This window comes from Amycolatopsis sp. CA-211722 (genome assembly GCF_056828465.1).
Window position 1 is genome coordinate 3,630,665 of the sequence record NZ_CP184752.1, and the last position, 25,302, is coordinate 3,655,966.

At 69.7% G+C, this 25,302-nt stretch carries 23 protein-coding genes and 1 pseudogene; 14 read left to right on the top strand and 10 right to left on the bottom strand.

Annotation, left to right across the window (positions count from 1 at the left end; genetic code table 11):
* Positions 1 to 92: 92 nt before the first annotated feature.
* The 4 genes from ACOCEP_RS17880 (at position 93) to ACOCEP_RS17895 (ending at position 4,478) form a co-directional block, all read left to right on the top strand.
* Entirely contained in the window at positions 93 to 2,669 is a 2,577-nt protein-coding gene (locus ACOCEP_RS17880) for a sensor domain-containing protein (protein WP_482338554.1), read from the top strand.
* 100 nt (positions 2,670 to 2,769) lie between these two features.
* Positions 2,770 to 3,351 (top strand): Rv1733c family protein, encoded by a 582-nt coding sequence (locus tag ACOCEP_RS17885; protein ID WP_482338556.1) that lies wholly within the window; start codon positions 2,770 to 2,772, stop codon positions 3,349 to 3,351.
* Positions 3,352 to 3,550: 199 nt separating this feature from the next.
* Positions 3,551 to 4,114 (top strand): TetR/AcrR family transcriptional regulator, encoded by a 564-nt coding sequence (locus ACOCEP_RS17890; RefSeq protein ID WP_482338558.1) that lies wholly within the window; start codon positions 3,551 to 3,553, stop codon positions 4,112 to 4,114.
* 1 nt (position 4,115) lies between these two features.
* Positions 4,116 to 4,478, top strand: a complete 363-nt coding sequence (locus ACOCEP_RS17895) for a tautomerase family protein (protein ID WP_482338559.1) — start codon at positions 4,116 to 4,118, stop codon at positions 4,476 to 4,478.
* Here ACOCEP_RS17895 and ACOCEP_RS17900 read toward each other — a convergent pair whose 3' ends face one another.
* Complete coding sequence (locus ACOCEP_RS17900) at positions 4,479 to 5,174, bottom strand: CDP-alcohol phosphatidyltransferase family protein (RefSeq protein WP_482338561.1); 696 nt, start codon at positions 5,172 to 5,174, stop codon at positions 4,479 to 4,481.
* A gap of 60 nt (positions 5,175 to 5,234) precedes the next feature.
* On the opposite strand from ACOCEP_RS17900, the gene ACOCEP_RS17905 reads away from it, so the two are divergent.
* The 6 genes and pseudogenes from ACOCEP_RS17905 (at position 5,235) to ribA (ending at position 10,080) form a co-directional block, all read left to right on the top strand.
* Positions 5,235 to 6,215: a zinc-dependent alcohol dehydrogenase gene (locus ACOCEP_RS17905; protein WP_482338563.1), complete on the top strand. Its 981-nt coding sequence runs from the start codon at positions 5,235 to 5,237 to the stop codon at positions 6,213 to 6,215.
* 21 nt (positions 6,216 to 6,236) lie between these two features.
* Positions 6,237 to 6,635 carry a 6-pyruvoyl trahydropterin synthase family protein gene (locus tag ACOCEP_RS17910; protein WP_482338564.1) on the top strand — a complete coding sequence of 133 codons (399 nt, stop codon included), beginning with the start codon at positions 6,237 to 6,239 and terminating at the stop codon, positions 6,633 to 6,635.
* Positions 6,632 to 7,699 (top strand): glycosyltransferase family 4 protein, encoded by a 1,068-nt coding sequence (locus tag ACOCEP_RS17915; RefSeq protein ID WP_482338566.1) that lies wholly within the window; start codon positions 6,632 to 6,634, stop codon positions 7,697 to 7,699. Before ACOCEP_RS17910 ends, ACOCEP_RS17915 begins: the two co-directional genes overlap by 4 nt.
* Positions 7,696 to 8,514: an SAM-dependent methyltransferase gene (locus ACOCEP_RS17920; RefSeq protein WP_482338567.1), complete on the top strand. Its 819-nt coding sequence runs from the start codon at positions 7,696 to 7,698 to the stop codon at positions 8,512 to 8,514. Before ACOCEP_RS17915 ends, ACOCEP_RS17920 begins: the two co-directional genes overlap by 4 nt.
* A gap of 50 nt (positions 8,515 to 8,564) precedes the next feature.
* A pseudogene (locus ACOCEP_RS17925) lies at positions 8,565 to 9,329 on the top strand (lysylphosphatidylglycerol synthase transmembrane domain-containing protein); the annotation flags it as partial.
* Positions 9,330 to 9,456: 127 nt separating this feature from the next.
* Positions 9,457 to 10,080: a GTP cyclohydrolase II gene (gene ribA / locus ACOCEP_RS17930; RefSeq protein ID WP_482338569.1), complete on the top strand. Its 624-nt coding sequence runs from the start codon at positions 9,457 to 9,459 to the stop codon at positions 10,078 to 10,080.
* A gap of 68 nt (positions 10,081 to 10,148) precedes the next feature.
* Here ribA and ACOCEP_RS17935 read toward each other — a convergent pair whose 3' ends face one another.
* Positions 10,149 to 10,844 carry a creatininase family protein gene (locus tag ACOCEP_RS17935; protein WP_482338571.1) on the bottom strand — a complete coding sequence of 232 codons (696 nt, stop codon included), beginning with the start codon at positions 10,842 to 10,844 and terminating at the stop codon, positions 10,149 to 10,151.
* Between the two features lie 18 nt (positions 10,845 to 10,862).
* Between ACOCEP_RS17935 and ACOCEP_RS17940 the strand changes: the two genes are divergently transcribed.
* The 4 genes from ACOCEP_RS17940 (at position 10,863) to ACOCEP_RS17955 (ending at position 14,648) form a co-directional block, all read left to right on the top strand.
* A complete protein-coding gene (locus ACOCEP_RS17940; RefSeq protein WP_482338573.1) occupies positions 10,863 to 11,651 on the top strand; it encodes an inositol monophosphatase family protein in 789 nt (262 codons plus the stop codon).
* 91 nt (positions 11,652 to 11,742) lie between these two features.
* Entirely contained in the window at positions 11,743 to 12,804 is a 1,062-nt protein-coding gene (locus ACOCEP_RS17945) for a glycosyltransferase family 4 protein (RefSeq protein ID WP_482339756.1), read from the top strand.
* A 54-nt stretch (positions 12,805 to 12,858) separates the two neighbouring features.
* The gene (locus ACOCEP_RS17950) at positions 12,859 to 13,596 is read left to right on the top strand and encodes a GNAT family N-acetyltransferase (RefSeq protein WP_482338574.1); all 738 of its coding nucleotides are present in this window, start codon (positions 12,859 to 12,861) and stop codon (positions 13,594 to 13,596) included.
* Between the two features lie 197 nt (positions 13,597 to 13,793).
* Positions 13,794 to 14,648, top strand: coding sequence for an NAD(P)-dependent oxidoreductase (locus ACOCEP_RS17955; protein WP_482338576.1), 855 nt, complete (start codon positions 13,794 to 13,796; stop codon positions 14,646 to 14,648).
* A gap of 54 nt (positions 14,649 to 14,702) precedes the next feature.
* Here ACOCEP_RS17955 and ACOCEP_RS17960 read toward each other — a convergent pair whose 3' ends face one another.
* The 8 genes from ACOCEP_RS17960 to ACOCEP_RS17995 all read right to left on the bottom strand — a co-directional run bounded on the left by ACOCEP_RS17960 (position 14,703) and on the right by ACOCEP_RS17995 (position 25,273).
* Positions 14,703 to 15,668, bottom strand: a complete 966-nt coding sequence (locus ACOCEP_RS17960; protein WP_482338577.1) for an LLM class flavin-dependent oxidoreductase — start codon at positions 15,666 to 15,668, stop codon at positions 14,703 to 14,705.
* 15 nt (positions 15,669 to 15,683) lie between these two features.
* A complete protein-coding gene (locus tag ACOCEP_RS17965; protein WP_482338579.1) occupies positions 15,684 to 17,603 on the bottom strand; it encodes a GTP-binding protein in 1,920 nt (639 codons plus the stop codon).
* A gap of 205 nt (positions 17,604 to 17,808) precedes the next feature.
* Positions 17,809 to 19,251, bottom strand: coding sequence for a glycoside hydrolase family 3 protein (locus ACOCEP_RS17970; RefSeq protein ID WP_482338580.1), 1,443 nt, complete (start codon positions 19,249 to 19,251; stop codon positions 17,809 to 17,811).
* Between the two features lie 3 nt (positions 19,252 to 19,254).
* On the bottom strand, positions 19,255 to 20,085 hold the full coding sequence (locus ACOCEP_RS17975; RefSeq protein WP_482338582.1) for a carbohydrate ABC transporter permease: 831 nt from the start codon (positions 20,083 to 20,085) through the stop codon (positions 19,255 to 19,257).
* A complete protein-coding gene (locus ACOCEP_RS17980) occupies positions 20,082 to 21,068 on the bottom strand; it encodes a carbohydrate ABC transporter permease (protein ID WP_482338583.1) in 987 nt (328 codons plus the stop codon). The genes ACOCEP_RS17975 and ACOCEP_RS17980 overlap by 4 nt, the downstream gene beginning before the upstream one ends.
* Positions 21,065 to 22,357, bottom strand: a complete 1,293-nt coding sequence (locus ACOCEP_RS17985) for an extracellular solute-binding protein (RefSeq protein ID WP_482338585.1) — start codon at positions 22,355 to 22,357, stop codon at positions 21,065 to 21,067. Before ACOCEP_RS17985 ends, ACOCEP_RS17980 begins: the two co-directional genes overlap by 4 nt.
* A 350-nt stretch (positions 22,358 to 22,707) precedes the next feature.
* The gene (locus ACOCEP_RS17990) at positions 22,708 to 23,130 is read right to left on the bottom strand and encodes a DoxX family protein (protein ID WP_482338587.1); all 423 of its coding nucleotides are present in this window, start codon (positions 23,128 to 23,130) and stop codon (positions 22,708 to 22,710) included.
* 91 nt (positions 23,131 to 23,221) lie between these two features.
* A complete protein-coding gene (locus tag ACOCEP_RS17995; RefSeq protein ID WP_482338588.1) occupies positions 23,222 to 25,273 on the bottom strand; it encodes a hypothetical protein in 2,052 nt (683 codons plus the stop codon).
* Between the last annotated feature and the right edge of the window lie 29 nt (positions 25,274 to 25,302).

Consider the following 25,302-nt stretch of genomic DNA (forward strand, 5'->3'; position numbering starts at 1 on the left):
AGCCGCACCGATCAGCTGTCCGGGGAGGACGGCTACGTCGATTTAGTGATCTAATCGGAAGCTACATCAGTCGAGTAGGGGGTTTGGATCAGATGGATCCTGACGATCTCGACGGTGGGACTCCCGACACCCACCGGCCCTCGGATCAGGATTCCTCGCCAGCGAACGGCACCGCGACCCGCACGGTGGGAAAACCCGACCGGCACGCGTCGCTCGTCCGTCTGCTGACCGAGTTGTCCGCCGAGAGGGATCAGCGCGGCGAACCCGCGCTCGCCTTTCTCGGTCAGGGGTACCGCCTTTTGGAGCAAAATTCCGACGGCGGCGCATTGGGAACGCAATACCTCACGATGGTGGAGGCGAGCCCTTACGGGATCTGCGTCCATCAGCGGGGCAAAGTCGTCTTCGTGAACTCGGCCACGATGCGGTTCGTGGGCGCGAAGGTGTCGACCGAGATCATCGGGATGCACATCACGGATCTGGTGGACGCCGGCTCGCAGGACGCGCTGCTGGCGCGGATCGGCTCGCTGGTCTCGCCCGGCTCGTTCAGCGAACCGACCGAGATGACCCTGCGGACCCTGCAGGGGCGCCGGGTCACCGTCGAATCGCAGGCGGTGCTCACGACGTGGGAGGGCGAACCCGCGTACCAGGTGATCATGCGCGACCTGACCACGCAGAAGGCGGCCGAGGCCGGTCTGCGGTTTCAGGCCGCGCTGGTCGGCCACGCGAGCGACGCGATCATCGCGACCTCTCCCGACGGGCTGGTGACCAGCTGGAATCCGGCGGCCGAGGCCGTCTACGGCCATGATCTCGACCAGGTCATCGGGGTTCCGGTCGCCGAGGTCGTCGGCGCGCCGATGAGCCCTCGGCAGGTCGTCGCCGCGGGCGGCGTCGTGCAGGCCACGCACTACAGCGCCGACGGCACGGCGCTGGCGGTGCGGGTCTCCGCGGCCGAGATGTTCGACGGTTACGTGCTGCTGTGCGCCGACGAGACCGCGCAGCGCCGGGCCGAGGCGGAATTCGCCACCGTCGTCGAGACGCTCGACGAAGGAGTGCTGGTGGTCGGCCCGGGCGGGCGGATCGAGCTGGCGAACTCGGCGGCGCATCGGATCGCCGGGGTGCCGCCGGGTTCCCTGGTCGGCCTGGAGAGCCGGACGTTGCGGCTGCACGACGAGCGCGGCGTCCCGGTGCCCGTCGACGATCTGCCGTCCGCGCGCGTGCGGCGTTCCGGGAAGGTCGAGACCGGGCGGGTCGTGCAGGTGCGGCGGCGCGACGGCGCCCATCGATGGCTTTCGCTGACCTCCGGCCCGCTGATGGCGCCGGGGCAGAGCGTGCCGTCGGTGCTGACGTCCTTCGCCGACATCACCGACCGGCGGGCGATCAGCGAACGGCTGGCCTACGAGGCCACCCACGATCCGCTGACCAGGCTGGCGAACCGCACGTTCGCGCTGAACCACCTGCGCCGCACGATCGCCGATCCGGCGCGGACGACCACCGTGCTGTTCATCGACCTCGACAAGTTCAAGATCATCAACGATTCGCTCGGTCATACCGTCGGCGACCAGGTGCTGCGCATCATCGGCGACCGGCTGCGGGCCGCCGCCGGGCCTTCGGACCTGGTCGGACGGCTCGGCGGGGACGAATTCCTGGTCATCACCACCGGTTATACCGAAGCCGCCGAGGTGCGGGCGCTGGCCGACCATCTCCAACGGCTGCTCGCCGAATCGCTCACCGTGCACGGCCGCGAACTGCATATAAATACGAGTATCGGAATAGTGATCGCAGAACCGGGCGATCCGCGCAGTGCCGACGAATTGCTGGAAGACGCCGATCTGGCGATGTATCAGGCCAAGACATTCGGGCCCGGCCGTTATGCGTTCTATGCGCCGATCATGCGAAAACGAGTACAGGATCGATTCGCTCTGGAGCAGGATCTGCGCAACGCCGTCGCCGAAGGCCTGGTCGAGACCGTTTATCAGCCCGTCGTCGATTTGCGGACCGGCGACATGGTCGCGGTGAAGGCGAAGTCCTCTTGGAATCACCCGGAGCGCGGACCGGTCGATCCGGCGGAATTGACCGAGATCGCCGACGAAGGCGATCTCATGACGGTCATCGGAGCGGAGGTTCTCGCCAAGGCCGCCCGCGAGATCTCTCGATGGCGTGCCGATCATGGTGTGCACTGTAATGTGAATGTGAGTCTTTCGGTCCGCCAACTGGGCGATCCCACGCTGCTGCAAGTGGTTCAGACAACACTGGAGGCGGCGGGGCTGGGGCCGCAGGATCTGAGCCTCGACGTCGACGAGACGGCGCTGAAGGACGCGGCCGACGCGATCGACGCGCTGCGGAAGACCGGGGTGCGGGTGACCGCGGAACGGTTCGGCGCCGGGTATTCCTCGCTGGCCCAGCTGTGCCGCCTCGATTTGAACGTGATCGAGATCGACCGGTCGTTCGTGGCCGATCTCGGCAGATCGGGCGACGCCGAGCCGATCGTCGCCGGGATCATGGCGATGGCGCACGCCGTCGACCTCGTGGTGGTCGCCGAAGGGGTCGAAACCGCGCGGCAGCTGGAAGTCCTGCACGAACTCGGCTGCGATTGGGCGAAAGGGCCGCTGGTCGCGCCGCCTGGCCGGGTCGACGACCTGAAGTGCGCGTACGACCACGTCGTGCGATGAACCGGCAGGCCACTGTGGACGTGGTCCTTGACGCGGGACCAAAGCCTCCTGTCGCGACGGCTCTTCCCGGCGCAGGCTTACCCGGTGAAGGAGGTCCGTCGTGTCGCTCGTGTACCTGTGGCGCCGGCTCCACCTCGGCCGGAACCCGCTCGCTCGCGGCACGGACCGGGTCGAGGCGGCGATCCTCGTCTTCGGTGTCCTGATCGCGCTGCTCGGTGTGCCGCTGGCCGCGGCGGCCGGCTCGGAGGCCTACGCGACCATGATGGAACGCTCGGCTCTTGAGACGGCTTCGCGTCACTCGACGACCGCGTTCCTGCTCGAAGACGCGCCGCCGGCGCGTATCGGCGTCGACGGGACGCCCTCCGCGGAGACGGCTTCGGTGGCTGCGCGATGGGCGTTGCCGGATGGGGACTTTCAGGAGGCTTTCGTCGACGCCGATCTCGGCGCGTCGGCCGGGGACGCGGTGACCGTGTGGCTCGACGAATCCGGTGCCGTGGTCGAGCCGCCGGTGCTGCCGCTGGACGCGACCAGCGCGGGGATCGGCGTCGGGGTGGGGGTGTGGCTGGCGGCGGTGGCGCTGCTGGCGGCGGGATATCTGCTCGCGCGATACCTGCTGAACCGGGTGCGGTGGGCGGCTTGGGACCGGGAGTGGGAACGGTTCGGGCAGGGCTCGCGGTCGTGAGGCTTTGGTGCGTTTTGGTCGACTGAAAGCGTTGAGGTACGTGAAGGACCCCTTGCTTGCGTCTAGCGCAAGGAAGGGGTCCTTCACGTACTTGGGGCACGTGCGAAGGGCGCTGACCTGCGGAGAAGCGCGAAAGTGGTAGCAAAGGTCCCTTGCTCCCCCCTTGAGAACTGTACCTACTAGTATGTACGGTGACGGCGTGGACAAGAGGGAAAGGCTCATCGAGAGCACCCGCGAGCTCCTGTGGGAGCGCGGCTACGTCGGCACCAGCCCGAAGGCGATCCAGGAGCGTTCCGGCGCCGGCCAGGGCAGCATGTACCACCACTTCCAGGGCAAGTCCGAACTCGCGCTCGCCGCGATCGCCCGCAGCGCCGACGACCTGCGTGCCCGGGCGGAGGCCGAGTTCTCCGGCCCCGGCTCGGTCGTCGAACGCATCACCGTCTACGTGCGCCGCGAACGCGCCGTCCTCAAGGGCTGCCCGGTCGGCAGGCTCGCCCAGGATCCCGACGTGATGGCCGACGCGGACCTGCGAAAGCCGGTCGAGGAGTTCTTCGGCTGGCTCACCGGCCGCCTCGCCGAGCTGCTCGAAGAGGGTCGCGCGGCCGGCGAACTCGACCAGGCGCTCGACCCGCTCGCCACGGCGACCGCGCTGGTCGCGGTGCTGCAGGGCGGCTACATCCTCGCCCGCGCCGCGGACTCGCCGGACGTGTTCGCGAAAGCCGTCGACGGCGTCCTCGGCCTGCTCGCCACCAAGGAGAACTGACATGCCTTTCGTTCGTATCGACGCCATCGGAACCGACAAGCTCGAAGCCCTCGGCAACGCGGTCCACGACGCGATGGTCGAAACGCTCGGCATCCCGGACGACGACCGCTTCCAGGTCCTCAACGGCCAGAGCATCCTGAAATACGACGACTACCTGGGGATCCACCGCGACGAAGGGGTCGTGTACGTCGCGATCACCATGCGGCAGGGACGTACCGACGAGCAGAAGAAGGCCCTCTACCGGCGGATCGCGGAGCTCGCCCAGGAGTACGCGGGGACCGAGCCGCGGAACGTGCTCGTCACGATCACCGAGAACAATCCCGTCGACTGGTCGATCGGCAACGGCGAAGCGCAGTACGCGTGATCACGCGGGCGCGGCGGTGAAGGCGTGCCGTTCCAGCAGCCACCACGTGTCGCGCCCGAACGACCAGGTCAGCAGCGCCAGCGCGCCCAGCGTGACCACGAAGCCGGCCCAAAGCGGCAGGATCGTCGACGCCGCAACGACCAGCACGATCCCCTGGACCGCCGCGACCGTCTTGCGCGCCATGCTCGGCGGAAGCGGCGCGTTCAGCCACGGCCACAGCCTGCCCGCGACGACGAAGACATAGCGCATCGCGCCGATCGTGAGCACCCACGGGCCCAGCGACTGCGCGACGACCACGCTCAGGATCAGGATCAGATACGCGTCGACCTCCATGTCGAAGCGCGCGCCCAGCGGGGACGCCGTCCCGGTGCGGCGCGCGACCTGGCCGTCGACGGCGTCCAGGGCGAGCGCGACCGACGCGAGGACGACCATCGCGACGACCTCGCGGCCCGCGGTGTCGACGACGAGCGCGGTCACGCAGCCGACCAGCCCGGACCGGGCGAGCGTGACGGCGTCGGCGGGGCCGAGGGAGCGCGCGGTGCTCCGGTTCAGGCCGTAGGTCAGGAATCCGCCCACGGCGAGGCCGTAGGCCGCTCCGGCGAGCCAGCCCAGCGGGCCCAGCCCGGCGACGGCGTCCAGCGTCCCCAGCAGCGCCAGCTGGACGAGGACCCCCAGGAAAACTCCGGGGTTGATCACGAGGCCTCCTCGTTATGGTGGCGGTGACCCCGCTTCCAGGGTCCGGCATGAGAGGACACGATGGAACGCGCCTTCTGGTTCAGTGGTTCCGGTGAGGGTGAGCTGAGGCCGGTCTCGCTCCCTCCGGTCGGCGACGGCGAAGTGCTGGTCCGCACCCTGTGCACAGGCGTGAGCCGGGGCACCGAGACGCTCGTCTTCCGCGGCGAGGTCCCACCCAGCCAACGTGCGGCCATGCGCGCGCCGTTCCAAGAAGGCGACTTCCCGGGGCCCGTGAAATACGGATACCTCAATGTCGGCGTGGTCGAACGTGGTCCGGAAGCCCTGGTCGGCCAGGTCGTCTTCTGCCTCTACCCGCACCAGACGCGCTACGTCGTCCCGGCGTCGGCCGTCACGCCGGTGCCGCGCGGGGTGCCGCCGGAGCGCGCGATCCTCGCGGGGACGATCGAGACCGCGGTCAACGCGGTCTGGGACGCGTCGCCGAAACTCGGCGACCGGATCGCCGTGGTCGGCGCCGGGATGGTCGGGAGCAGCGTCGCGAAACTGCTGGCCGGGTTCCCGGCGACCAGGGTCCAGCTCATCGACGTCGACCCGGATCGCGCGAAGATCGCCGAAGCACTCGGTGTCGGCTTCTCGACACCCGAGGACGCGCTGGGCGACTGCGACCTCGTCGTGCACGCCAGCGCGAGCGAAGCGGGGCTCGCGCGGTCACTGGAGCTGCTCGCGCCGGAGGGCGAGGTCATCGAGTTGAGCTGGTACGGCGACCGGAGGATCAGCGTCCCGCTCGGCGAGAACTTCCACTCACGACGGCTCGCGATCCGCAGCAGCCAGGTCGGCATGGTCTCGCCGTCCCGCCGGCTGAACCGGACCTACGCCGACCGCTTGGCGCTCGCCCTGCGTCTTCTCGCCGATCCGGGATTCGAAGTGCTGGTCAGCGGGGAATGTCAGTTCCACGAACTACCGGACGTCTTGCCGCGTCTGGCCGCGAATGAACCAGGAACGCTCTGCCTCCGTGTCACCTATCAGATGGAGGACACGCGTTAAGGGTTCGACCCGGGAGGTCCGTTGTTCAGTATCACCGTCCGCGACCACGTCATGGTGGCCCACAGCTTCCGAGGCGAGGTCTTCGGGCCCGCGCAGCGGCTGCACGGCGCGACCTTCCTGGTGGACGCGACGTTCCGCCGGTCCGAACTGGACGCGGACAACATCGTCGTCGACATCGGCAAGGCCACCGAAGAGCTCAAAGCGGTGCTCGCCGACCTGAACTACCGCAACCTCGACGACGTGCCCGAGTTCGCCGGGATCAACACCTCGACCGAGTACCTCGCCAAGGTCATCGCGGACCGGCTCGCCGACCGCGTCCACACCGGAGCGCTCGGCGAAGGCGCGCGCGGGCTCGAAGGGCTCACCGTCTCACTGCACGAATCCCACGTCGCGTGGGCGAGTTACGAGCGTGCGCTGTGACCGGCCTCCACGTCGTCCTGCCCAACGACATCGACGACGTGCGCGCGCCCAGTGGCGGCAACGTCTACGACCGGCGGCTGTGCGACGGCCTCGTCGCGGCGGGGACGGAGGTCCACGAGATCGCCGTGCGCGGCAACTGGCCGCGGCCCGACACCGAGGCCCGCACCGTGCTGGCGCGCAAACTCGCCGGACTGCCCGACGGTTCGGCCGTCCTGCTCGACGGGCTGGTCGCCTGCGGCGTGCCCGAGGTGATCGCGCCCGCCGCGCGGCGGCTGTCGATCGCCGTGCTGGTGCATCTGCCGCTGGCCGACGAGACGGGCCTGTCGCCTTCCCTCGCCGCCGAGCTGGACCGGCTGGAACGCGAGACGCTCGCCGCGGTCGAGGCCGTGGTCGTGACCAGCGCTTGGGCGGCGCGGCGGCTGATCGAGCACCACGACCTCGCCCCGCACCGCGTGTACGTGGTGCCACCCGGGGTGGACAGGGCCGAAGTCGCTTCCGGGAGCTTGGACGGGACGCGGCTGGTCTGCGTCGCCAACGTGACGCCGCGCAAGGGGCAGGGCCTGCTCGCGGACGCGCTGAAGTCGCTCAAGGAGCTCCCGTGGAGCTGTGAGTGCGTCGGCGCCGTTCCCCGCGAGACCCGCTACGTCGAACGCCTGCGGCGACACGCGCTCGGTGATCGGTTCACGCTCACCGGCCCGCGATCCGGCGAAGCGCTCGAAGCGACGTACGCGGCCGCAGACCTTCTCGTGCTGCCGTCGCGCGCGGAAACCTACGGGATGGTCGTCACCGAGGCGCTCGCCCACGGCGTTCCCGTACTGACGACCGCCGTCGACGCGCTGCCGGACACCCTGGGCCAGGCGTCCGACGGCAGTGTGCCCGGGATGCTCGTCCCCGGTGAGGACGTCAACGCGCTGGCCGCGGCCCTTCGCCGCTGGCTCACCGAACCCGAACTGCGTGATCGCCTTCGCGCCTCCGCCCGTCTTCGCCGCGAGACGCTGACCGGCTGGGACGAGACGGCCCGCGGTGTCGCCGCCGTACTGCTGAGCGAAAGGACGGCGGCATGACCAAGTTCGCCCCCAGCTGGCTCCGGTTGCGTGAGGACGCGGACGCCGCCGCCCGCGCGACCGAGCTGATCGAACCGGTGCGCGCGTTCCTGCGCGGGCGGGACGAGGTGGTCGTCCGGGATCTGGGTTGTGGCACCGGTTCGCTCGGCCGCTGGCTGGCGCTGCGGCTGCCCGGCCGTCAGCGCTGGATCCTGCACGACCGCGACCCCGGCCTGCTCGTCCACGCGGTGGCGCGCACCAGCCGTCCGGAACACGCTTTGGACGGAAGCGAGGTCACGGTCGTCACCGAACAGCGTGACATCACCGCGTTACGCGCGGAGGATCTGGCCGGGACCTCGCTCGTGGCGGCGTCGGCACTGCTCGATCTGCTCACCGCCGACGAGATGTCCCGGCTGGCGGAGGCCTGCGTCGAAGCGGGGTGCGCGGTCCTGTTCACGTTGAGCGTTTCGGGCCGGGTGGTGCTGTCGCCCAAGGACAAGTTCGACGTCGAGATCTCCGACGCCTTCAACGCGCACCAGCGCCGGGTGACCGACGGGCGATGGCTGCTCGGCCCGGACGCGGTGGACGTCGCTTTCGGCGTCTTCGAACGGCTCGGCGCCACCGTGCGGCGCGCTCCCAGCCCGTGGCGGCTCGGGGCCGACCAGGCCGCGCTGACCGCGGAATGGCTCACCGGCTGGGTCGGCGCCGCCTGCGAACAGCGGCCGGAGCTGGCGGCGGACGGGGACGCCTACCTGCGGTGGCGGCTCGCGCAGTGCGCGGCGGGCGAGCTGGACGCGGTGATCCAGCACGAAGACCTGCTGGTGGTGCCCGCGTGAAACGGTTCTGGCCGTGGCTGCGGATCCTCGGCGCGCTCGGCATCCTCGGGGTGCTCGTCTGGCAGCTGGGCACGGGCGCGTTCCTGGCCGGGTTGCGCGAGGTCGACGCGGGCGGGATCGCCGCCGCGCTCGGGATCGGGTTCGCCACCACGGTTTTCAGCGCCTGGCGCTGGTGCCTGGTCGCGCGGCGGCTCAGCCTCCGGTTGTCGCTGCCGAGCGCGGTCGGCGAGTACTACCGCGCGTTGTTCCTCAACGGGGTCCTGCCGGCGGGTGTCCTCGGCGACGTCGACCGGGCCGTGCAGCACGGCCGCGAAGCCGGTGACGTCCCGCGCGGCGTCCGCGCGGTGGTGCTGGAGCGGACGGCCGGGCAGATCGCGGTCATCGGTGCTTCGGTCGCCGTCGTGCTCGTCGCGCCTTCCGTGGTGCCCCCGCCGATCGACGGCGTCGTCACGGGCGCGGGGATCGTGGTGGTCGCGCTCGCCCTCGTGCTCGTCGTCACCGGGATGACGGCCGGAAAGCGGTGGATCCACAGTGGATCGAAATGGCGCCGCGGGTTCGCCGTCACCCTCGCCGACGTCCGGCTCGGTCTGCTGACCAAGGAGACCTGGCCCGGTGTGAGCCTGCTTTCGGCCGCCACCCTGGCCGGGCATCTCGCGCTGTTCGTCGTCGCCGCGCGCGCGGCCGGGGTCACCGCGCCGGTCGGCGACCTGCTGCCGTTGATGATCCTCGCCCTGCTCGCGATGGGCCTGCCGCTGAACATCGGCGGCTGGGGCCCGCGCGAAGGGGTTTGCGCGCTGCTGTTCGGCACCGCGGGGCTCGGATCGTCGCAAGGCGTCACCGTGGCCGTCGTCTACGGCGTGCTCGCGCTCTTCGCCGGCCTTCCCGGTGCGGGCGTCCTGCTCGCGCGTTCCGTCAAGAGTCACCGAACAGAGGAGAAACCCGATGACCGTCGAGAGGGTCGTGGAGACCAGACTGCCCACCCGATACGGCGTCTTCCGCGCCTATGGGTACCTGGACGCCGACGGCACCGAACAGATGGCGCTGGTGCACGGCGAGGTCGCGAACTCCGGCACGCTGGCGCGGGTCCATTCCGAATGCCTCACCGGTGACGTCTTCAGCTCGATGCACTGCGAATGCGGCGACCAGCTGGCCGCCGCGCTGCAAGCGATCGTCGACGAGGGCGCCGGAATCCTCGTGTACGCCCAGGGCCACGAAGGACGCGGGATCGGCCTGCTCGCGAAGCTGAAGGCTATGCGGCTACAGGACGAAGGGCTCGACACCGTCGAGGCGAACATCGCGCTGGGCCTGCCGGTGGACGCGCGCGACTACCGTGCCGCGGCGGAGATCCTGAACGACCTGGGAGTGCGGTCGGTGCGGCTGCTGTCCAACAACCCGGCGAAGGTCGACCAGCTGAAACGGCACGGGGTGCGGATCAGCGAACGGGTGCCGCTGCTGGTCACGCCGAACGACGAGAACCTGCGGTACCTGCGGACGAAACAGGAGCGGATGCACCACTTCCTGCCGCATCTGGACGCGGTCGAGGCTGTGGGCTCGGCGGGGGGCTGAAGGGAACTTTCCCGCGTCCTACGCGGTGAAGGGCGCTTTCGTCGCATGACATGCGGGGAAGGTCCCCTTCAGCCCAGCGCGGCCAGAGTGTCCCCGAAGCTCTCCACCAGTGACTCCAGGACCAGCCGTCCCTTCTCCGCCGTCGCCAGCGAAGGCCGCCCGACGACCCCGGAATCCGAGTACGGGCGCAGGCCCACCGTGAGCAGGTGCCGCCTGTCGTCGGCGAGGTGATCCGCCTCGGCGAAACCGGGCCGGACCAGCGAGGGGTGCGCGTGCAGCAGGAGGGAGGTCTCCAGCTCCCCGGCGTGCATGTCGCTGTCCAGCGACGTCTCCAGCCCGGCCGCGGCGTGCGCCGCCTGCCAGCCTTCGACACCGGGGAAGAGCGCCATCGGCGACGTCGACTCCTGGACCACGTTGGACAGCACGTAGTTGCCGCCGTGCGCGTTCACCAGCACCAGTTTCGGTACGCCGGAGCGGCGCAGGGAGGCCGCCACGTCGTTCACCACGGCGTACAGGGTCGCGGCCGAAACGCTGACCGTGCCCGCCCAGTCCGCGTGTTCGTGCGAGCAGCCGATCGTGACCGGCGGGAGCCGCAGCACCGGGTACGCCGCGGCGAGGGCGCCGGCGATCGTCGTCGCGATCAGGGCGTCGGTGGCGAGCGGAAGATGTGCTCCGTGCTGTTCGAAACTGCCGACGGGCAGCACCGCGACCTCGGCACCGCGGGCGCTTTCGTCGGCCGTCGTGGCCGTCGGGAACAGGTCCATTCCGGCTACGGTACTCAGATGACCGACCACACCGCATTGTTGTCCGTCGCCCGCGAGGCCGTCGCCAAGGCGACCGGGATCATCCGCTCGATGACGTCGTTTTCCGTTGCCGCCAAAGGTGATCGCGATATGGTGACCGACGTCGACCTCGCCGTCGAGGACGCCGTCCGCGAATTCCTGGCCCGCGAGACACCGGAGATCGGCATCCTCGGCGAGGAACGCGGGCACGAGGGCGACAAGGACCTCTGGTGGGCGCTCGACCCGGTCGACGGCACGGCGAACTTCGCGCGCGGCATCCCGCTGTGCGGCGTTTCGCTCGGCCTCGTCGACGGTCTCAAGAGCACGGTCGCGGCGATCTCCTTGCCGTTCCTCGACGTCACCTACACCGCCGTCGAGGGGCAGGGCGCGTATGCGGGCGAAGAGCGTCTTGAGGCGTCGAAAGCGACGGAGCTGTCCGACGCGATCGTGAGTGTCGGCGACTTCGCGGTCGGCGAGGGCGCGGAGGCCAAGAACCGTGTCCGGATGGCGCTGCTGGCCGAACTCGGCGGCCGGGTGCAGCGGGTCCGGTTCCTCGGCTCCGCGGCGATCGACCTGGCCTGGGTCGCGGACGGCAAACTCGACGCGAGCGTCATCCTCGCCAACCAGCCGTGGGACACGATGGCGGGAGTCCTGCTGGTCCGGGAGGCCGGGGGAGTGGTCGTCGACACCGGCGGCGGCGACCACACGGTGCGTTCGGCGGCCACCATCGCGGTCGGTGCCGGGCTGCGTGACGAGGTCGTCGCCGCGATCGCGCGCGCGGCGGGCTGAACTTTCCGCACGCGGGAAGTGAACCGGACGGGCGCCGTATCCGTGTCTATCGGTAAGGCGCCCGCATCTGGAGGTAACCGTGACCGAACCGGTGGTCTTCGTCCTGCCGGGCGAAACCGAGGACTTCAGCGGTGAATACGACCGCCGGATGTGCCAGAACCTCCCGGCCACCGGTCTCCCGCTGCTGGAACTGCCGATCGCCGGCGAATGGCCGATGCCCGGCCCGCTGGCCCGGTCGAGACTGGCCCGGTCGCTCGCCGCGCTGCCCGACGACACCGTCGTCCTGATCGACGGCACGGTCGCCTGCGGGGTCCCGGAGATCGTGGTCCCGCACGCGCGGCGGCTGCGGCTGGCAGTCCTGGTCCACCGGCCGCTCGCCGACGACCCCGCGCTCGATCCGGCGCAGGCCGCCGAACTCGACGCGTGCGAACGGGAGACCCTGCGGCTGACGGGGATGATCGTCGCCACCGGGCCGTGGCTCGCGCGCCAGCTGATCGACCGGCACGACCTCGACCCGACGCGGGTCTACGTCGCGACACCGGGCACGGACGCGGCCCCGCTCGCCGCCGGGGCCGACGGTGTCTCCCGGCTGCTGTGCCTGGCGCCCATGACCGCGCGCCACGGCCAGGACGTCCTCATCCGCGCGCTTTCGCTGGTCGACGAACTGGCGTTCAAATGCGTGTTCGCCGGTGCGACACAGCACGATCCCGCGTACGTCGACGAGCTGCGCTGGACGGTCGAACGGCTCGGGCTCGGTTCCCGGATCAGCCTCATCCAGCCGCCGGACGATCTCGACCTGGTCTACGACGGCGCGGATCTGCTCGTGCTGCCCGCCAGGGGCGGCACGTCCGGGCTGGTCGTCGCCGAGGCGCTCGCGCGCGGCATCCCCGTGGTGGCCACCGAAACCGCCGGCGCGCACGACGCGCTCGGCACGGCGCCCGGCGGCGGCGTCCCCGGCATGCTGGTGCCGCCGAACAATCCCTCGGCGCTCGCGGCGGCGTTGCTGCGCTGGTCGCTCGACGCCGAACTCCGCCATTCCCTGCGGACGTCGGCGCTCGCGCGGAGCAGTGTCCTGGAGGAGTGGGACGTCGCCGCGGGCAGGCTCACCGACGTGCTCTCCCGGCTGCAGGCGGCTCCGCGTCAGCCGGCTTGATCATCGCCCGGAAGCAGCTATCGGGCCGGGCACCGGCTCGCTTGACTTGGCGGCATGCGAATCGTCGATCTTGCGTCCCGCCCCGATCTCCTCGAACCCGCGCTGAACCTCGGTGATGTCGGCGGTGGGTTCATCTACGCCGGGTTCAGCGGCAAGATGATCACCCCGGAACGGCTCCTGCGCCACTGGTCCCGGTATTTCCTGATCGCGCTGGACGACGACGGCGAACCGATCGCGCGAGCGCTGTCGGTCCCGCTGGCCTACCCGGCCGAGGACCGCCGCGAACTGCCGGCGCACGGCTGGGACGAGGCGATCCAGTGGGCCGCGCAGGATCTCATGGACGGCCGCGCGCCGGACACCCTGTGCGCCCTCGAAGTCGTTGTGGCGCCACGGATGCGCGGGACGGGCCTGTCCACGCCGATGCTGAAGGCGCTGAAGGCACGGGCGGCCGAAACGGGACTGGAGCGGTTGATCGTCTCCGTGCGCCCGATCGGCAAGGAGGACGAACCGGGCACACCCATGGAGGAGTACGCCGTCCGGCGGCGCGAGGACGGGTATCTCGCCGACCGCTGGCTGCGCACCCACGAACGGCTCGGCGCGCGGATGATCAAGGTGTGCCCGTTCGCGGTGACGATCTCGGGCTCGATCGCGGACTGGCACGACTGGACCGGCGTCAAACTCGCCGACGGCGACAACGTGATCCCTGGCGGGATCGCGCCGGTGCACGCGAACGTCGAGCGGGACTGCGGGGTCTACGTGGAGGCGAACGTGTGGATGGAGCACCCGTTCTGAGCCGGTGGTCCCGGGTGGCGCGCGGCGGCGGTGTCGCGAAAGCCACTTTCGGGACATCAGGCGTCGCGAAAGTGGCTTTCGCGACACGCTCCGGCCGCGGGTGCCGGGGCGCTCCGTGCCCAGCCCGTTCCTCGCGACTTCCGGCAGGATCGTCTCATCGGCCGCACCCGAGCCCGTCGGTGCCGCACAGTGGGTCCATGGGAATCTCGCGAGTCGGTTTCGCCGGGCTGGGCAGCATGGGCGAGCCGATGGCACGGAACCTGGCGCGGGCCGGAATCCCGCTTCTCGCCTGGAATCGCACGCCGGGCAAGGCAGGCCAAACGGTCGAAGACGTGGCCGAGCTCTTCGCGCGGTGCGAGGTCGTGATCCTGATGCTCAAGGACGCGGACGCCGTCGACGCCGTGCTCGAGCGCGGGCGATCCGCGCTGGCCGGCCGCACGATCGTCCACATGGGAACGACGGCGCCCGGCCACTCCCGCGAACTCGAGGCGGAGCTCCTCGCGGCCGGGGCGAAGTACGTGGAGGCGCCGGTCTCCGGCTCACGGGTCCCGGCGGAGGCGGGGGAGCTGGTCGCGATGCTCGCGGGGGACCCCGGCACGATCGACGAGGTACGCGAGCTGTTCGCGCCGATGTGCCGGGAAACCGTGTACTGCGGGCCGGTGCCCAACGGGCTCCTGATGAAGCTCGCGGTCAACGTGCATCTGACCGCGGTCGTCACGAGCCTGGCCGAGACCGTGCGTTTCGCCCGGGCCTACGAACTCGATCCCGGCCTGCTCGCCGACGTCCTCGGCGCGGGACAGCTGGCCAGCCCGATCCTGCGGGTCAAGGCGCCCAAGCTCGTCGAGGAGGATTTCGCGCCGCAGGCCTCGATCGCGAACGTCCTGGCCAACGTCGAGCTGATCGCGGCCGCGGCGAGGGAGGCAGGACTCGAGTTGCCGCTGATCGAGGCGTCCCGCGCGCTCTACGCCGAAACCGCACGGCTCGGCTTCGGCGCGGAGGACATGGTCGCCGTCGTCAAGGCCCTCGACGCCCGGCCGCGTTTCGTCCTCTAAACGCGGTAGTTGCGTGTGCAAGGACCGCATTTAGAGGACTAAACGCGGTAGACGTCAGCCGCGCAGGGCCGAGGCGATCCGGCCCGCCGCGGCGAAGGACTCTTCCTCCGGCTCGCCGAGCAGGGGGAGGAGGATGACGGATTCGGTCCCGGCCGCGTACAGCGCGCGGATCTGCTCGACACAGCGGTCGAGCGGCCCGCTGATGCTCAGCCGGTCGATCCACTCGGGCCGCAACCGCCGCGCCAGGTCTGCCCGGTCGCCGTTCGCCGCCGCGACCTCGGCCAGCAGTTCGGCGCCGAAGTCCAGTGGTTCCAGCGCCGGGCCCGAGTTCGGCCCGATCGCGGAAGCGACGTCGGCCCTGGCACGCTCGCGGGCCCGTTCGGGGTCGGCGTCGAGGGCGAGCCAGTTGTAGGTGGCGATCGTATGACCCTCCACGCCGATGAGGTCCCGCGTCGCGCGGACGTACTCCGGTGTCGCCGGTTCGGCGAGCAGTGTCCCGTCGGCGACCCGGCCCGCCGCCGCGAGCGACTTCGGGCCGCGGACGCCGGCGATGAGCTTCGGCGGCAGCGCGGGCGGGAACTCCAGCTCGACCTCGTCGAGCCGGACATGCTTGCCCTCGAACGAAACGCGCTCACCCGCCAGTAGCCGCCGCAGCACCGTCAGCGTCTCCTCGAAGGCGGCCAGCGCCGACTTCGGCCACGCGTCGATCTGCCGCATCCAGCTCGGCACGCCGTGCCCGAACCCGGCGATCAGCCGCCCCGGGTACAGCTCCGCCAGCGCCGCGATCTCCATCGCCGCGATGGCCGGGTTCCGCGCCACGGCGGGCATGATGCCGATGCCGAGGGTGATCTTCTCGGTCGCCGCCAGCACCGCCGACGCCGTCGCGATCCCGCCCGCGTAGAAGCAGTCCTCGACGATCCAGACCTCGTCCAGGCCCTCCTGTTCCGCGCGCCGGGCGAGGCCGGTCAGCCGGGCGGCGGGCAGTTCGCGGGGGATCCTGACTCCGAGCCGGGAAACCATGTCGCTCTCCGTTCCTCAGACGCGCCGCAGCACGTGTAGCAGGTATTCCTTGCGGTTCAACGGGTTGTGATCGGTTCTCGACCGAGTCGTCGCGGCACCCCGGACAGGCCGGTAGCCGTGGAACGCGGTCTCCATCGTGCCTTCGCCCCGGGTCGCCGAGGGCAGGAACCGATGCACCTCATGGGTTTTCACCGCCGGGATCTCGCCTTCCAGCTCCGCCGTCCCGGCTTTCGTGACCGTCGTGCGCGGGACGGCACGAGCCTGCGCCAGCAGGGCGGTGACCGGACCGAGGGTGTCGGCCGGGGCCTGGAGGACGAACCGGTGCATCGGTTCGTGCACGGTGGTCCCGGCCTCGCGCAACGCCGCCATCAACACCAACGGCGTCAGGTCGCGGAAGTCGCCCGCGGTGCTGGACATGCTTTTGTCGAAGGTGCCGTGCGCATGGCTTTGCCGGGCGTAGTAGCCCGAATGCGTCATCGTCACCACGCAATCGAGCACCTCCCAGCCGTGGAGGCCCTCGCGCAGCGTCTCCTTCACCGTTTCCTCCACCGCTTTGACGAAGGAATACGGCATGGAGCCGAGTTCGACCTCCAGCCGGAACGAGATCCCGCTTCCGGGTGACCCCGGTCCGACCCGGAGCCCGATCGTCGCCAGAAAGGGGTTCGGTGCCTTGCCGATGAGTTCGGCGGCCGACCCGGTGCCGGAGACATGCTCGACGCAGATCGTCGTCGTCTCACTGAACGTGACGTCGAGGCCGTACTCTTCCGCGAGCGTCGCCTGTATGACCTCCTTCTGCACTTCTCCGTACAACGAAACGGAAGTCTCCTGGCGGACCCCGTCGTACCGCAGCCCGATCAGGGGGTCCTGCTCGGCCAGCCGGGTGAGCGCCTGGTGCAGCGGCCCGCGATCGGACGGGCGTACCGGCGAGACGACGGTTGCCAGCGTTGGTGGCGAGAACAGCCCTTCCCACCCTCGGGTCCGGGCCCCGAGCATGTCGCCGACCCGGACGTCGAGCCCGGAAAGCTTCGCGATCCGCCCGGCGCCGACCGATCCCGATGGCACGGCCGAGCCGTTTTCGAAGACACTGATCGCGGTGACCTTGCCTTCGCCGTCCCCGAGCGGGACCTTCTCGCGCACGGAGACGCTGCCGGAGAACAGCCGCACGTAGGCGATCTTCTCGCCACCCGGCGCGCGCTCGACCTTGAACACCGTGCCGGACAGTGGCCCGTCGACGTCACTTTCCCCGGCGGGCAAAAGGTTCTCGATACCATCGAGGAGCGCGTCGATCCCGGCGCCGGTGATCGCGGATCCGAAGTAGACCGGATGAGCGAGACCTTCGGCGACTTTCACCGTCAGTTCGGCGCGGAGTCGCGACGGCGTGAACGCGTCCGGGGCCGTGAGGTACTCGGTGAGGAAGTCCTCGTCGACGGTCGCCAGGAGGTCGATCACCCGATCGGGCTCCATGGGGTCCATCGCGATCGCCGACGGCGTGAGCTTTGCGGTGACCTCCCGGAGCACCCTGCCGGGATCGGCCCCCCGGCGGTCCAGCTTGTTCACGAACAGCAGCACCGGAATGCCCAGCCGTCGTAGCGTCCGCATCAGGACGCGGGTCTGCGCCTGGACGCCTTCGACCGCCGAAAGCACCAGGACGGCGCCGTCGAGCACGCCGAGAGCGCGTTCGACCTCGGCGATGAAATCGGGGTGGCCCGGGGTGTCGATCAGGTTGACGGTGACGTCGCCGAGGGCGAACGACACCACGGCCGCCTTGATGGTGATGCCACGGGCACGTTCGAGCGCCAGTGTGTCGGTCTGCGTGCTGCCGTCGTCGACGCTGCCCAGCTCGCCGATGATCCCGGCGGTGTGCAACAGCCGCTCGGTCAGGCTCGTCTTCCCGGCGTCAACATGCGCCAGAATCCCCAGATTGAGGGTCTTCACGAGTGGTCTCGTCCTTGAGGTAGGCGGAAATTACCTGATGGAAGGACGTGGTCACTCGCAAGACGATCATCTCCTAGGCCGGGAACCGATCCCCAGGACTACAACACCCTTGCTCCGGCCCCGCAACCGAATAACGCAATTCGTCCTCTGAATGCGGTAGTTGCGTGTGCAAGTACCGCATTCAGAGGACGAAATGCGAGAGGGATCAGGCCAGGTACTCCGCGGCGGCACGGAGGCTGACGTAGGACCCGCTGAACGTGTCGATCCGCGGCCCCTCGGTCTCCGGGCCGGGAACGCCGGTCTCGACCCGGATGTAGTCCACGGAAGACTCGCGCAGCCAGCTCAGGAATTCGCGGACCTCGGGGTGCCGGTGCGCTTCGCGGGTCACCACGACGACGTCGCGGGCGCCCTGGACGGCCTCGATCGCGATCGCGATCTCGTCCCCGGTGACCTTGACCGCGCGCGTGCCGGGCACGAGCCCGGTCAAGTGCGAGCCGAGCCCCCACGGCATCGGGCCGGCCGCGATGATCGGCTCGGTCTCGATGTCGATCACCAGCGGGGGGCCGTCCAGCTTCGGCGACCCCTTGATCCGCAACGCCTTGCGCGCCGCCTCCAGGCCGAGGGTGTGATCCACCGGCGAGATCGGCGTCGACACCGGGGGATTGCCGAGCGCGGCGACCCGCTCCGACGCCTCCACCAGCCGCTCCATCGGCAGCTCACCGGACTCGACGGCGGCCGCGATGACCGCCGCGATCCGGTTCAGCTCGTCCTCTTCGAACGACACCCCGCCCAGGCACAGCGCGTCGGCGCCGGCGATCAGCGCCCGCACCGACGCCCGGCCGACCCCCTCGGTCTTGCCGAGTTCCCCGGCGACGGCACCCATGTCGAGCGCGTCGGTGATCACCGCGCCGGTGAAGCCGAGCTCGCCGCGCAGGACGTCGGTGAGCGCCTTCGGGTTGAGCGTCGCGGGCAGCTCACCCCACGCGGGTACGACGAGATGCCCGGTCATCACCGCGCGCACCCCGGCCGCGATCGCGGCCTTGAACGGGACGAGCTCGATCTCGTGCAGTTCGGCCTCGGTCCTGGGCAGCACCGGCAGCGCGTGGTGCGAATCGTCCGTGGCCGCCCCGTGCCCGGGGAAATGCTTGGCGGACGCGGCCACGCCGTACTTCTGCAGCCCGGTGATGTACGCCGCGACATGCGGTGACGCCTTCACCGGATCCGAACCGAACGCCCGGACCCCGATCGAGGGATCCTCGGCCGCCAGCGTCAGATCCGCGCACGGGGCGAAGTTGATCGTGACCCCGCACGCGGCCAGCCGTTCGCCGAGCGCCGCCGCGACCGAGGTCGTCAGCTCGACGTCGTCCGCGGCGCCGAGTGCGAGCGGCCCCGGCACGAACGAGCCGGTGGCGACGTCGAGCCGGGTGACGTCACCGCCCTCCTCGTCGATGCCGACGAGCACGTCGGGCCGTTCGGCCCGCAGCTGCGCGCTCAGCGCGGCCACCTGCTCGTCGTCGACCACGTTGCGGCCGAACAGGATCGCGCCGCCGAGACCGTCGGCCACCTTGCGGCGCAGCCAATCCGGCGCGGTGGTGCCGTCGAAGCCGGGGACGAGCACGGATGCGGCGAGCTTTTCCGGTGAAGACAAGGATTACCCCTTCACTGCGCCTGCGGTCAGGTTGGACACGAGCTTGCGCTGGACGATGATGAAGAACACCAGCGCGGGCACGGCGTAGATGACCGACGCCGCCATGATGCCGCCCCAGTCCACGGAGAACGCCGTGCGGAACGAAGACAGCCACACCGGCAGCGTCTGCTTGCTCTGGTCGCGCATGAACACGAACGCGAACAGGAACTCGTTCCACGCGGTGATGAAACTGAACACCGACGTGGTCACCAGCCCCGGCGCGAGCAGCGGCAGCGTCACCCGGCGGAAGGCGCCCGCCCGGCTGCAGCCGTCGATCATCGCGGCCTCTTCGAGGTCGTACGGGATGCCGTTGACGAAGCCGTAGAGCATCCAGCACGTGAAGGGCAGCGTCGCCGCGAAGTACACCAGCAGCAGCGAAGGCAGCTGGTTGAGCAGCCCGGCGTCACGCATCAGCAGGTACATCGGGATCAGCAGCGCTTCGAACGGCGCCAGCTGGGCGACCAGCACGAGCATCAGGAAACCCTTGCGCCCGCGGAAACGCATCCGGGACAGGGTGACCGCGGCCAGGACGCCCGCGACGAGCGAGCACAGCACCGCGCCGAGCGTGACGATCAGGCTGTTGGTCAGGTACGTGGTGAACCCGGGCTTCGTCAGCGCCGTGACGAAGTTGTCGAGCGTCGCCGCGGACGGGATCAGGTCGTAGTCCGGGGACAGGACCTGGCCCGGCGTCTTCAGCGAGGACGTGACCATCCAGTACGTCGGGAAGACGAACAGGAGGGCCACGAGCACGCCGAACGTGCCGAGGCCGATCCGCTGGGTCAAGGACTTCTTCATGACAGGTCGGCCTCCTTCGAGCGCACCAGCAGCTGGACGTACCGGGCGGTGAGCAGGATCAGCACGAGCATCATCAGCAGGGCGGCGGTCGCCGCCAGGCCGAAGTGGTTGCCCGCGAGGCCCTTGAGGTACATGTAGACCGGCAGTGTCGTGCTGGCGCCGTCCGGCCCGCCCTGGCGGATCGCCCACACCTGGGCGAACAGCTTGAAGTCCCACAGCACCGACAGGAACGTGACCATGGTCAGGATCGGCCGGATCGCCGGCCAGCTGACCGCCCAGAACGCCTGCCAGGCGTTCGCGCCGTCGATGCCCGCGGCCTCGTACTGTTCCTTCGGGACGCCGAGGAGCCCGGCGTAGAGCGTGAACGCCACGAACGGCACGGCCTGCCAGACGACCAGCAAGCCGATCACGGTCAGCGTGCTCGGGCCGGTGGAGAACCAGGAATGTCCGATGAAGCCTTCGAAACCGAGCTTCGCGAGCGTCTTGTTCAGGATCCCGTACTGCTGGTCGAAGATCCACTGGAAGACCGTGGTCGTCGCGAGCACCGGGGTCGCCCACGCGAGGATCAGCGCGACCTGCAGGATCACCCGGACCACCGGGTTCAGATGCCGCATCAGGAGCGCCATGAACAGCGCGAGCAGCAGGGTGGCGATCACGACCGCGGCGGTGAACACCAGCGTGCGGACCGTGATCTCCCAGAATTCGGAGTCGGACAGGATCTCGGTGAAGTTCTCGAACCCGACCCAGACCATCTCTCCGGAGACCAGCTCACGGAGGTCGAGCTTGCGGAGACTGATCCCGATCAGCTGCAGCGTCGGCCAGCCCAGCAGGACCAGGATGGCGACCAGCGCCGGAAGGATCAGCAGGTACGGCGCCGTCCGCTCGCCGAGGCGGAGGCGCCGGTTGGACTTCGGGGGTTTGATGCGCGGCGATGCCGGCGGGGTGGCCCCCGCCGGCATCGTCACATCTTTGGTCGTGGTCATCCGCCGATGAGCTTGTCGAGCGCTGCGTTGGCGTCGGCGGTCGCCTGGTCGAGCGTCTTCGTTCCGGTCAGGTAGGCGGTCAGCATGTCCTTGATCGGGTTCTGACCGGACTCGACGTCACCCCACTTGGGGCTGGTCGGCACGGCGCGGCCGTTCTTGGACGCCTCGGCCATGACCTTGGTGAGCGGGTTCGCGTCGAGCGCGGACACGTCGGTCGAGGTACCGGGGACGTAACCGGCCTTGGCCAGCTCGGTCTGGTACTTCGGGGTGGAGAACAGCTTGACGTAGTCCTTGGCCGCGGCCGCGTTCTTGCTGTTGGCCGGGATGACCAGGTTCGAGCCGCCGAGGAAGACCGGGGCCGACTTGCCGGCGGTCTTGCCCGGGATCGGGAAGGCGGCCGACTTCTCCTTGATCGACGGGTCGGTCTTCGCCGCGGTGTCGACCTCACCCGGCACACCGATCATCATCGCGACCTTGCCCGCGCCGTAGATGCCGGCCTGCTGCGGGGTGGCCTCGTCTGCGTCCTTCGGCGCCTTGGTGCCCGAAGCCTCGGTGAGCTGCTTGTAGAACTCGAGCCCGGCCTTCGCCTGCGGGGTGTCCAGCGTCGACTTGAAGGACTTGCCGTTGGCCTGGGCGATGTCGCCGCCCTCGTCCCAGATGTAGGACAGCAGCTCGTACCAGTTCTGGCCGGGGTGGTACAGGGCCTGGAACTCGGGGTCGCTGCCGAACTTGGCCTTGAGCTTGGTGATCGCGTCGAGCCACTCCGTGCGGGTCTTCGGCGTCGCGGTGACACCGGCCTGCTCGAACATGTCCTTGCGGTAGATGACCTCACGGTTGGCCGCGTAGAACGGGATGCCGTAGGTCTTGCCGTCGAATTCGCCCGAGGCCTTGAGGCCCTGGAGCCACTGGGCGCCGTTGAAGTCGCCGACGCTCGAGGTGAGGTCGGCGAGCACGCCCTGGTTCGCGAACGCGGGGGTCTGGGTGTTGCCCAGCTCGATCACGTCCGGCGGGTTGTCGCTGGCCAGCGCGGTGGTCAGCTTCTGCTGGATGCCGTTCCACTGCTGGATCTCGTACTTGACCTTGACGCCGGGGTGCGCGTCTTCGAATTCCTTGTGGAGCGAGTTCGTCAGGGTTTCCGGGGCGGTTCCGGTCATGAGCCAGACCGTGAGCGTGCCGTTCGAGGCCGGAGCGCTCGAATTCGTGCTGTCGCCACTACCGGAACCGGCGCAGCCCGCCGTCGCGAGGGTGATGGCGGCGGCGCCCGCAGCCATCTTGAGCCAGCGCTTCACTCGTGCCGTCCTTTCGATGCCCGGCCACCATGCCGGGCTCCCACAAAATGGTGTAGACCAATGCGGGCAGCGTGGTACGTACCACTCCGACTGTCAAGCAGGTGGCCGGTTCGTTGTAAACGAGCCGCAATCTTTCACCTTGAGTGAGCGCATGATCACGCTGATGATCGGATTTCGGCGTCCTCGTCAGGGTCTCGCGAGGCACGCTGACATGCGGTTTTTCTTTGTCTGTACCGGTGAGCGGGGCATTCGGCGGGAGGCCACTGCGCCGTTCGGACGAAGGTCGGCTCGCGTTCGCCGAACCGGGCCGCGGCCCGGTGATCAAGGTCGATGCCGACGTCGCTCGCGGGCTAGCGCGGGTCCTCGTCGTCGGCGGGCGGCTTGATGCCGAGCAGCGCGCGCGTCTGATCCTGGAGGAACCACGCCAGCGTCGCGCAGGCGATCAGCAGGACGAGCGGCAGGACCGGGCCGCCGTTGGCGAGGATGAACAGCTCCGTGGCGCTCGCGCCGACCATGACCCCGGCCAGCAGGAGCGCCGACGGCCCGCCGAGACGGGGGACGAGCAGCCCGATCGCGCCGCCGACCTCGAGTACGCCGGTGACGTACCGGAGCCACTGCCCGAGCCCGATCTCGGCGAAGGTCTGTTCGGTGTGGCCGCCCGCGAACAGCAGATAGCCGCTGTAGAGGAACTCGGCGGCAAGTGCGACGCGCACGACCCACAGCGCGATCGAGCCGATCGACAGGCTTCGGGTACCGCTGGCTCCGTCGGACATGCCGGGCATCTTTCTCCCGGTGGGCGAGGCTGGCAAGCCGCTGAAGGACGCTTTCCCCGCATGTCATGGGGGGAAAGCGCCCTTCGCTTCGTCACATGCGGGGAAGGTCCCCTTCGCCCAGGAGTATCTGTTCGAGCAACAGGTTCACGTCCCGGGCGGACTCGTCTTCGCCTATCCGGTGGAACGTCTCGGCGGCGCTGAGCGCGCGACGGGCGGCCTCCCGCACCCGGCCCGCGGCGCTGAGGACGTGGGCGGCGACGTGGTCGAGCTGGGCGACGAGATGGTCCCTGACGGGCGCGGTTTCGGTTTTCACCGCGTGCACGGCGGTTTCCGCGGCGTCGAGCGCGGTCAGTGCCGCGTCGAGGTCGCCGGACCGCAGCCGCGCCAGCGTCGCGGCGTTGCGGCAGGTGGCCGCCACGTAACCGCCACCGATCGCCGAGGCCGCGTCGGCGGCCCGCGCGTAGAAGTCGGCGGCGTTCGCGCCGTAGCCGAGCAGGTCGAGTTGCTCGGCGGCGGCCATGCTCACGGAGATGTAGGAATGTCCCGTGTCGCCCGAATCCTGGAGTATTTCGGCGAGGACGGCGTATTCGTCGAAGGCGCGTGAGGATTCGCCGAGCGCGCGGTAGCTGTCGGCGTACATCCACCGGCATCGGTGCGCCCAGTCCGGTGACGCGGTGAGCAGGGCGATGGTGCGGGGAGCGACGTCGAGCACGTCGTCGTAGCGGCCCGCGCCGTGCAGCGCGGTGACGAGGACGTACCAATGTTCCGCGGTGTCCTTGCCTTTCGACGCGGCGACACCGAGCGCGGCGTAGGCGTCGTCGACGGCTTCGGCGAACCGGCCGGTGCCGATCAGCGACAGCGCCCGGAGATGACGGAGATGTCCGCGCAAGCGTTCCGGGCCACCCACGGGCAGCGTCGACAGCAGGTGCTCGACGAAGACGTCCAGTTCGTCGAGCGATCCGGTGCGCTCGTAGGCGATCCGCACCTGTTCGACGGCCTCGACGGCCTTCTCGCCGACGTTTCCTACGACGAAGGCGTCCGTCGCCGCCCGCGCGAGTTCCAGCGCGGTCACCGGATCCTCGCCGTCGCCGTTCCGCAGCGACGCCTCCAGGCACAGAAGTGTGCCGTGGAGCAAGGGATCCCCGGCTTCGCGAGCCCGCTCGGCACCCCGTCGCAACACCTCGTACGCCTCGGCGGTGCGGCCCTGCCCGGAAAGCACGTGCGCCAGCCAGTATTCGCCCCAGCAGGCGGCGCGATCGTCCGTCCCGGCACGCAACCGCGCCGCGGCCACCGTCGTCAGCGCGACCCCTGTCTCGGCCTGATCGTCGAAGACGAGCCACAGCCCGAGCCAACACTGGTTGAGCAGGAACCGGATTTCGTCGTTCCGACGCCGGAATCCGGCGGCGGCGTGGCGCAGCCGTTCCTCGGTGTCGTCGCCCTGGAAGAAGATCGCGCGCAGTTCGGTCAGCCGCGGGGCGATTTCGTCCGGGACGGTTTCGATCGCCGCGAGACAGGCCCGCGCCTCCTCCGGCTCGCACCGGTGGTTGTGGATCTCCGCGCGGATGACCAGTTCCTCCGCGGACAGCCCCGGCGGGGGCGCGATCGGCGCCCGGGGGAGCGCGGAAGGCAGGAGGGGAACGAATTCCGCGACTGGATCAGCGGCCATTTTCCGTTCGGCGTAAGCGGTGAAATAGCCGGCGTCATCACGTTCGTCGAGTTCTTCGGCTTCGACGAGCGCCGCCGCCCGCATTCGCCGGTGGAGCCTGCTCAGGGGAACACCGTCGTACGGGCCGTCGAGAACGAACGGGATCCCGCCGTATCCGGTTTCCGTCAAACGACGGGTGAGCAGCGCGGCCGAGGCGAAGAACTCCAGCCTGGCCACGGCGTCCCCGTGGTCGCCCACACCGTCCAAAAGCGACAGAAGATCGACACCGGTGTGCTCGTTGCCGGTGAGGGCGCAGAACTCCAGGCGCAGCGCGTGATCGCCGTAGTGGAGCGGATCCCCGGCCGACGCCCTGGTCACCCATCGGTAGGTCGACGCGGCCTCGGCGTATTTGCCGGCGGCCGCCAGCGGCACCAGTGTCCGGCAGAGCCGGGTGATCTCGGATCCGGCCGGGTCCGCGCGGCGTGGTTCCACTTCCATGGTCCTGCCCCCAGAACAATGACGTCGAC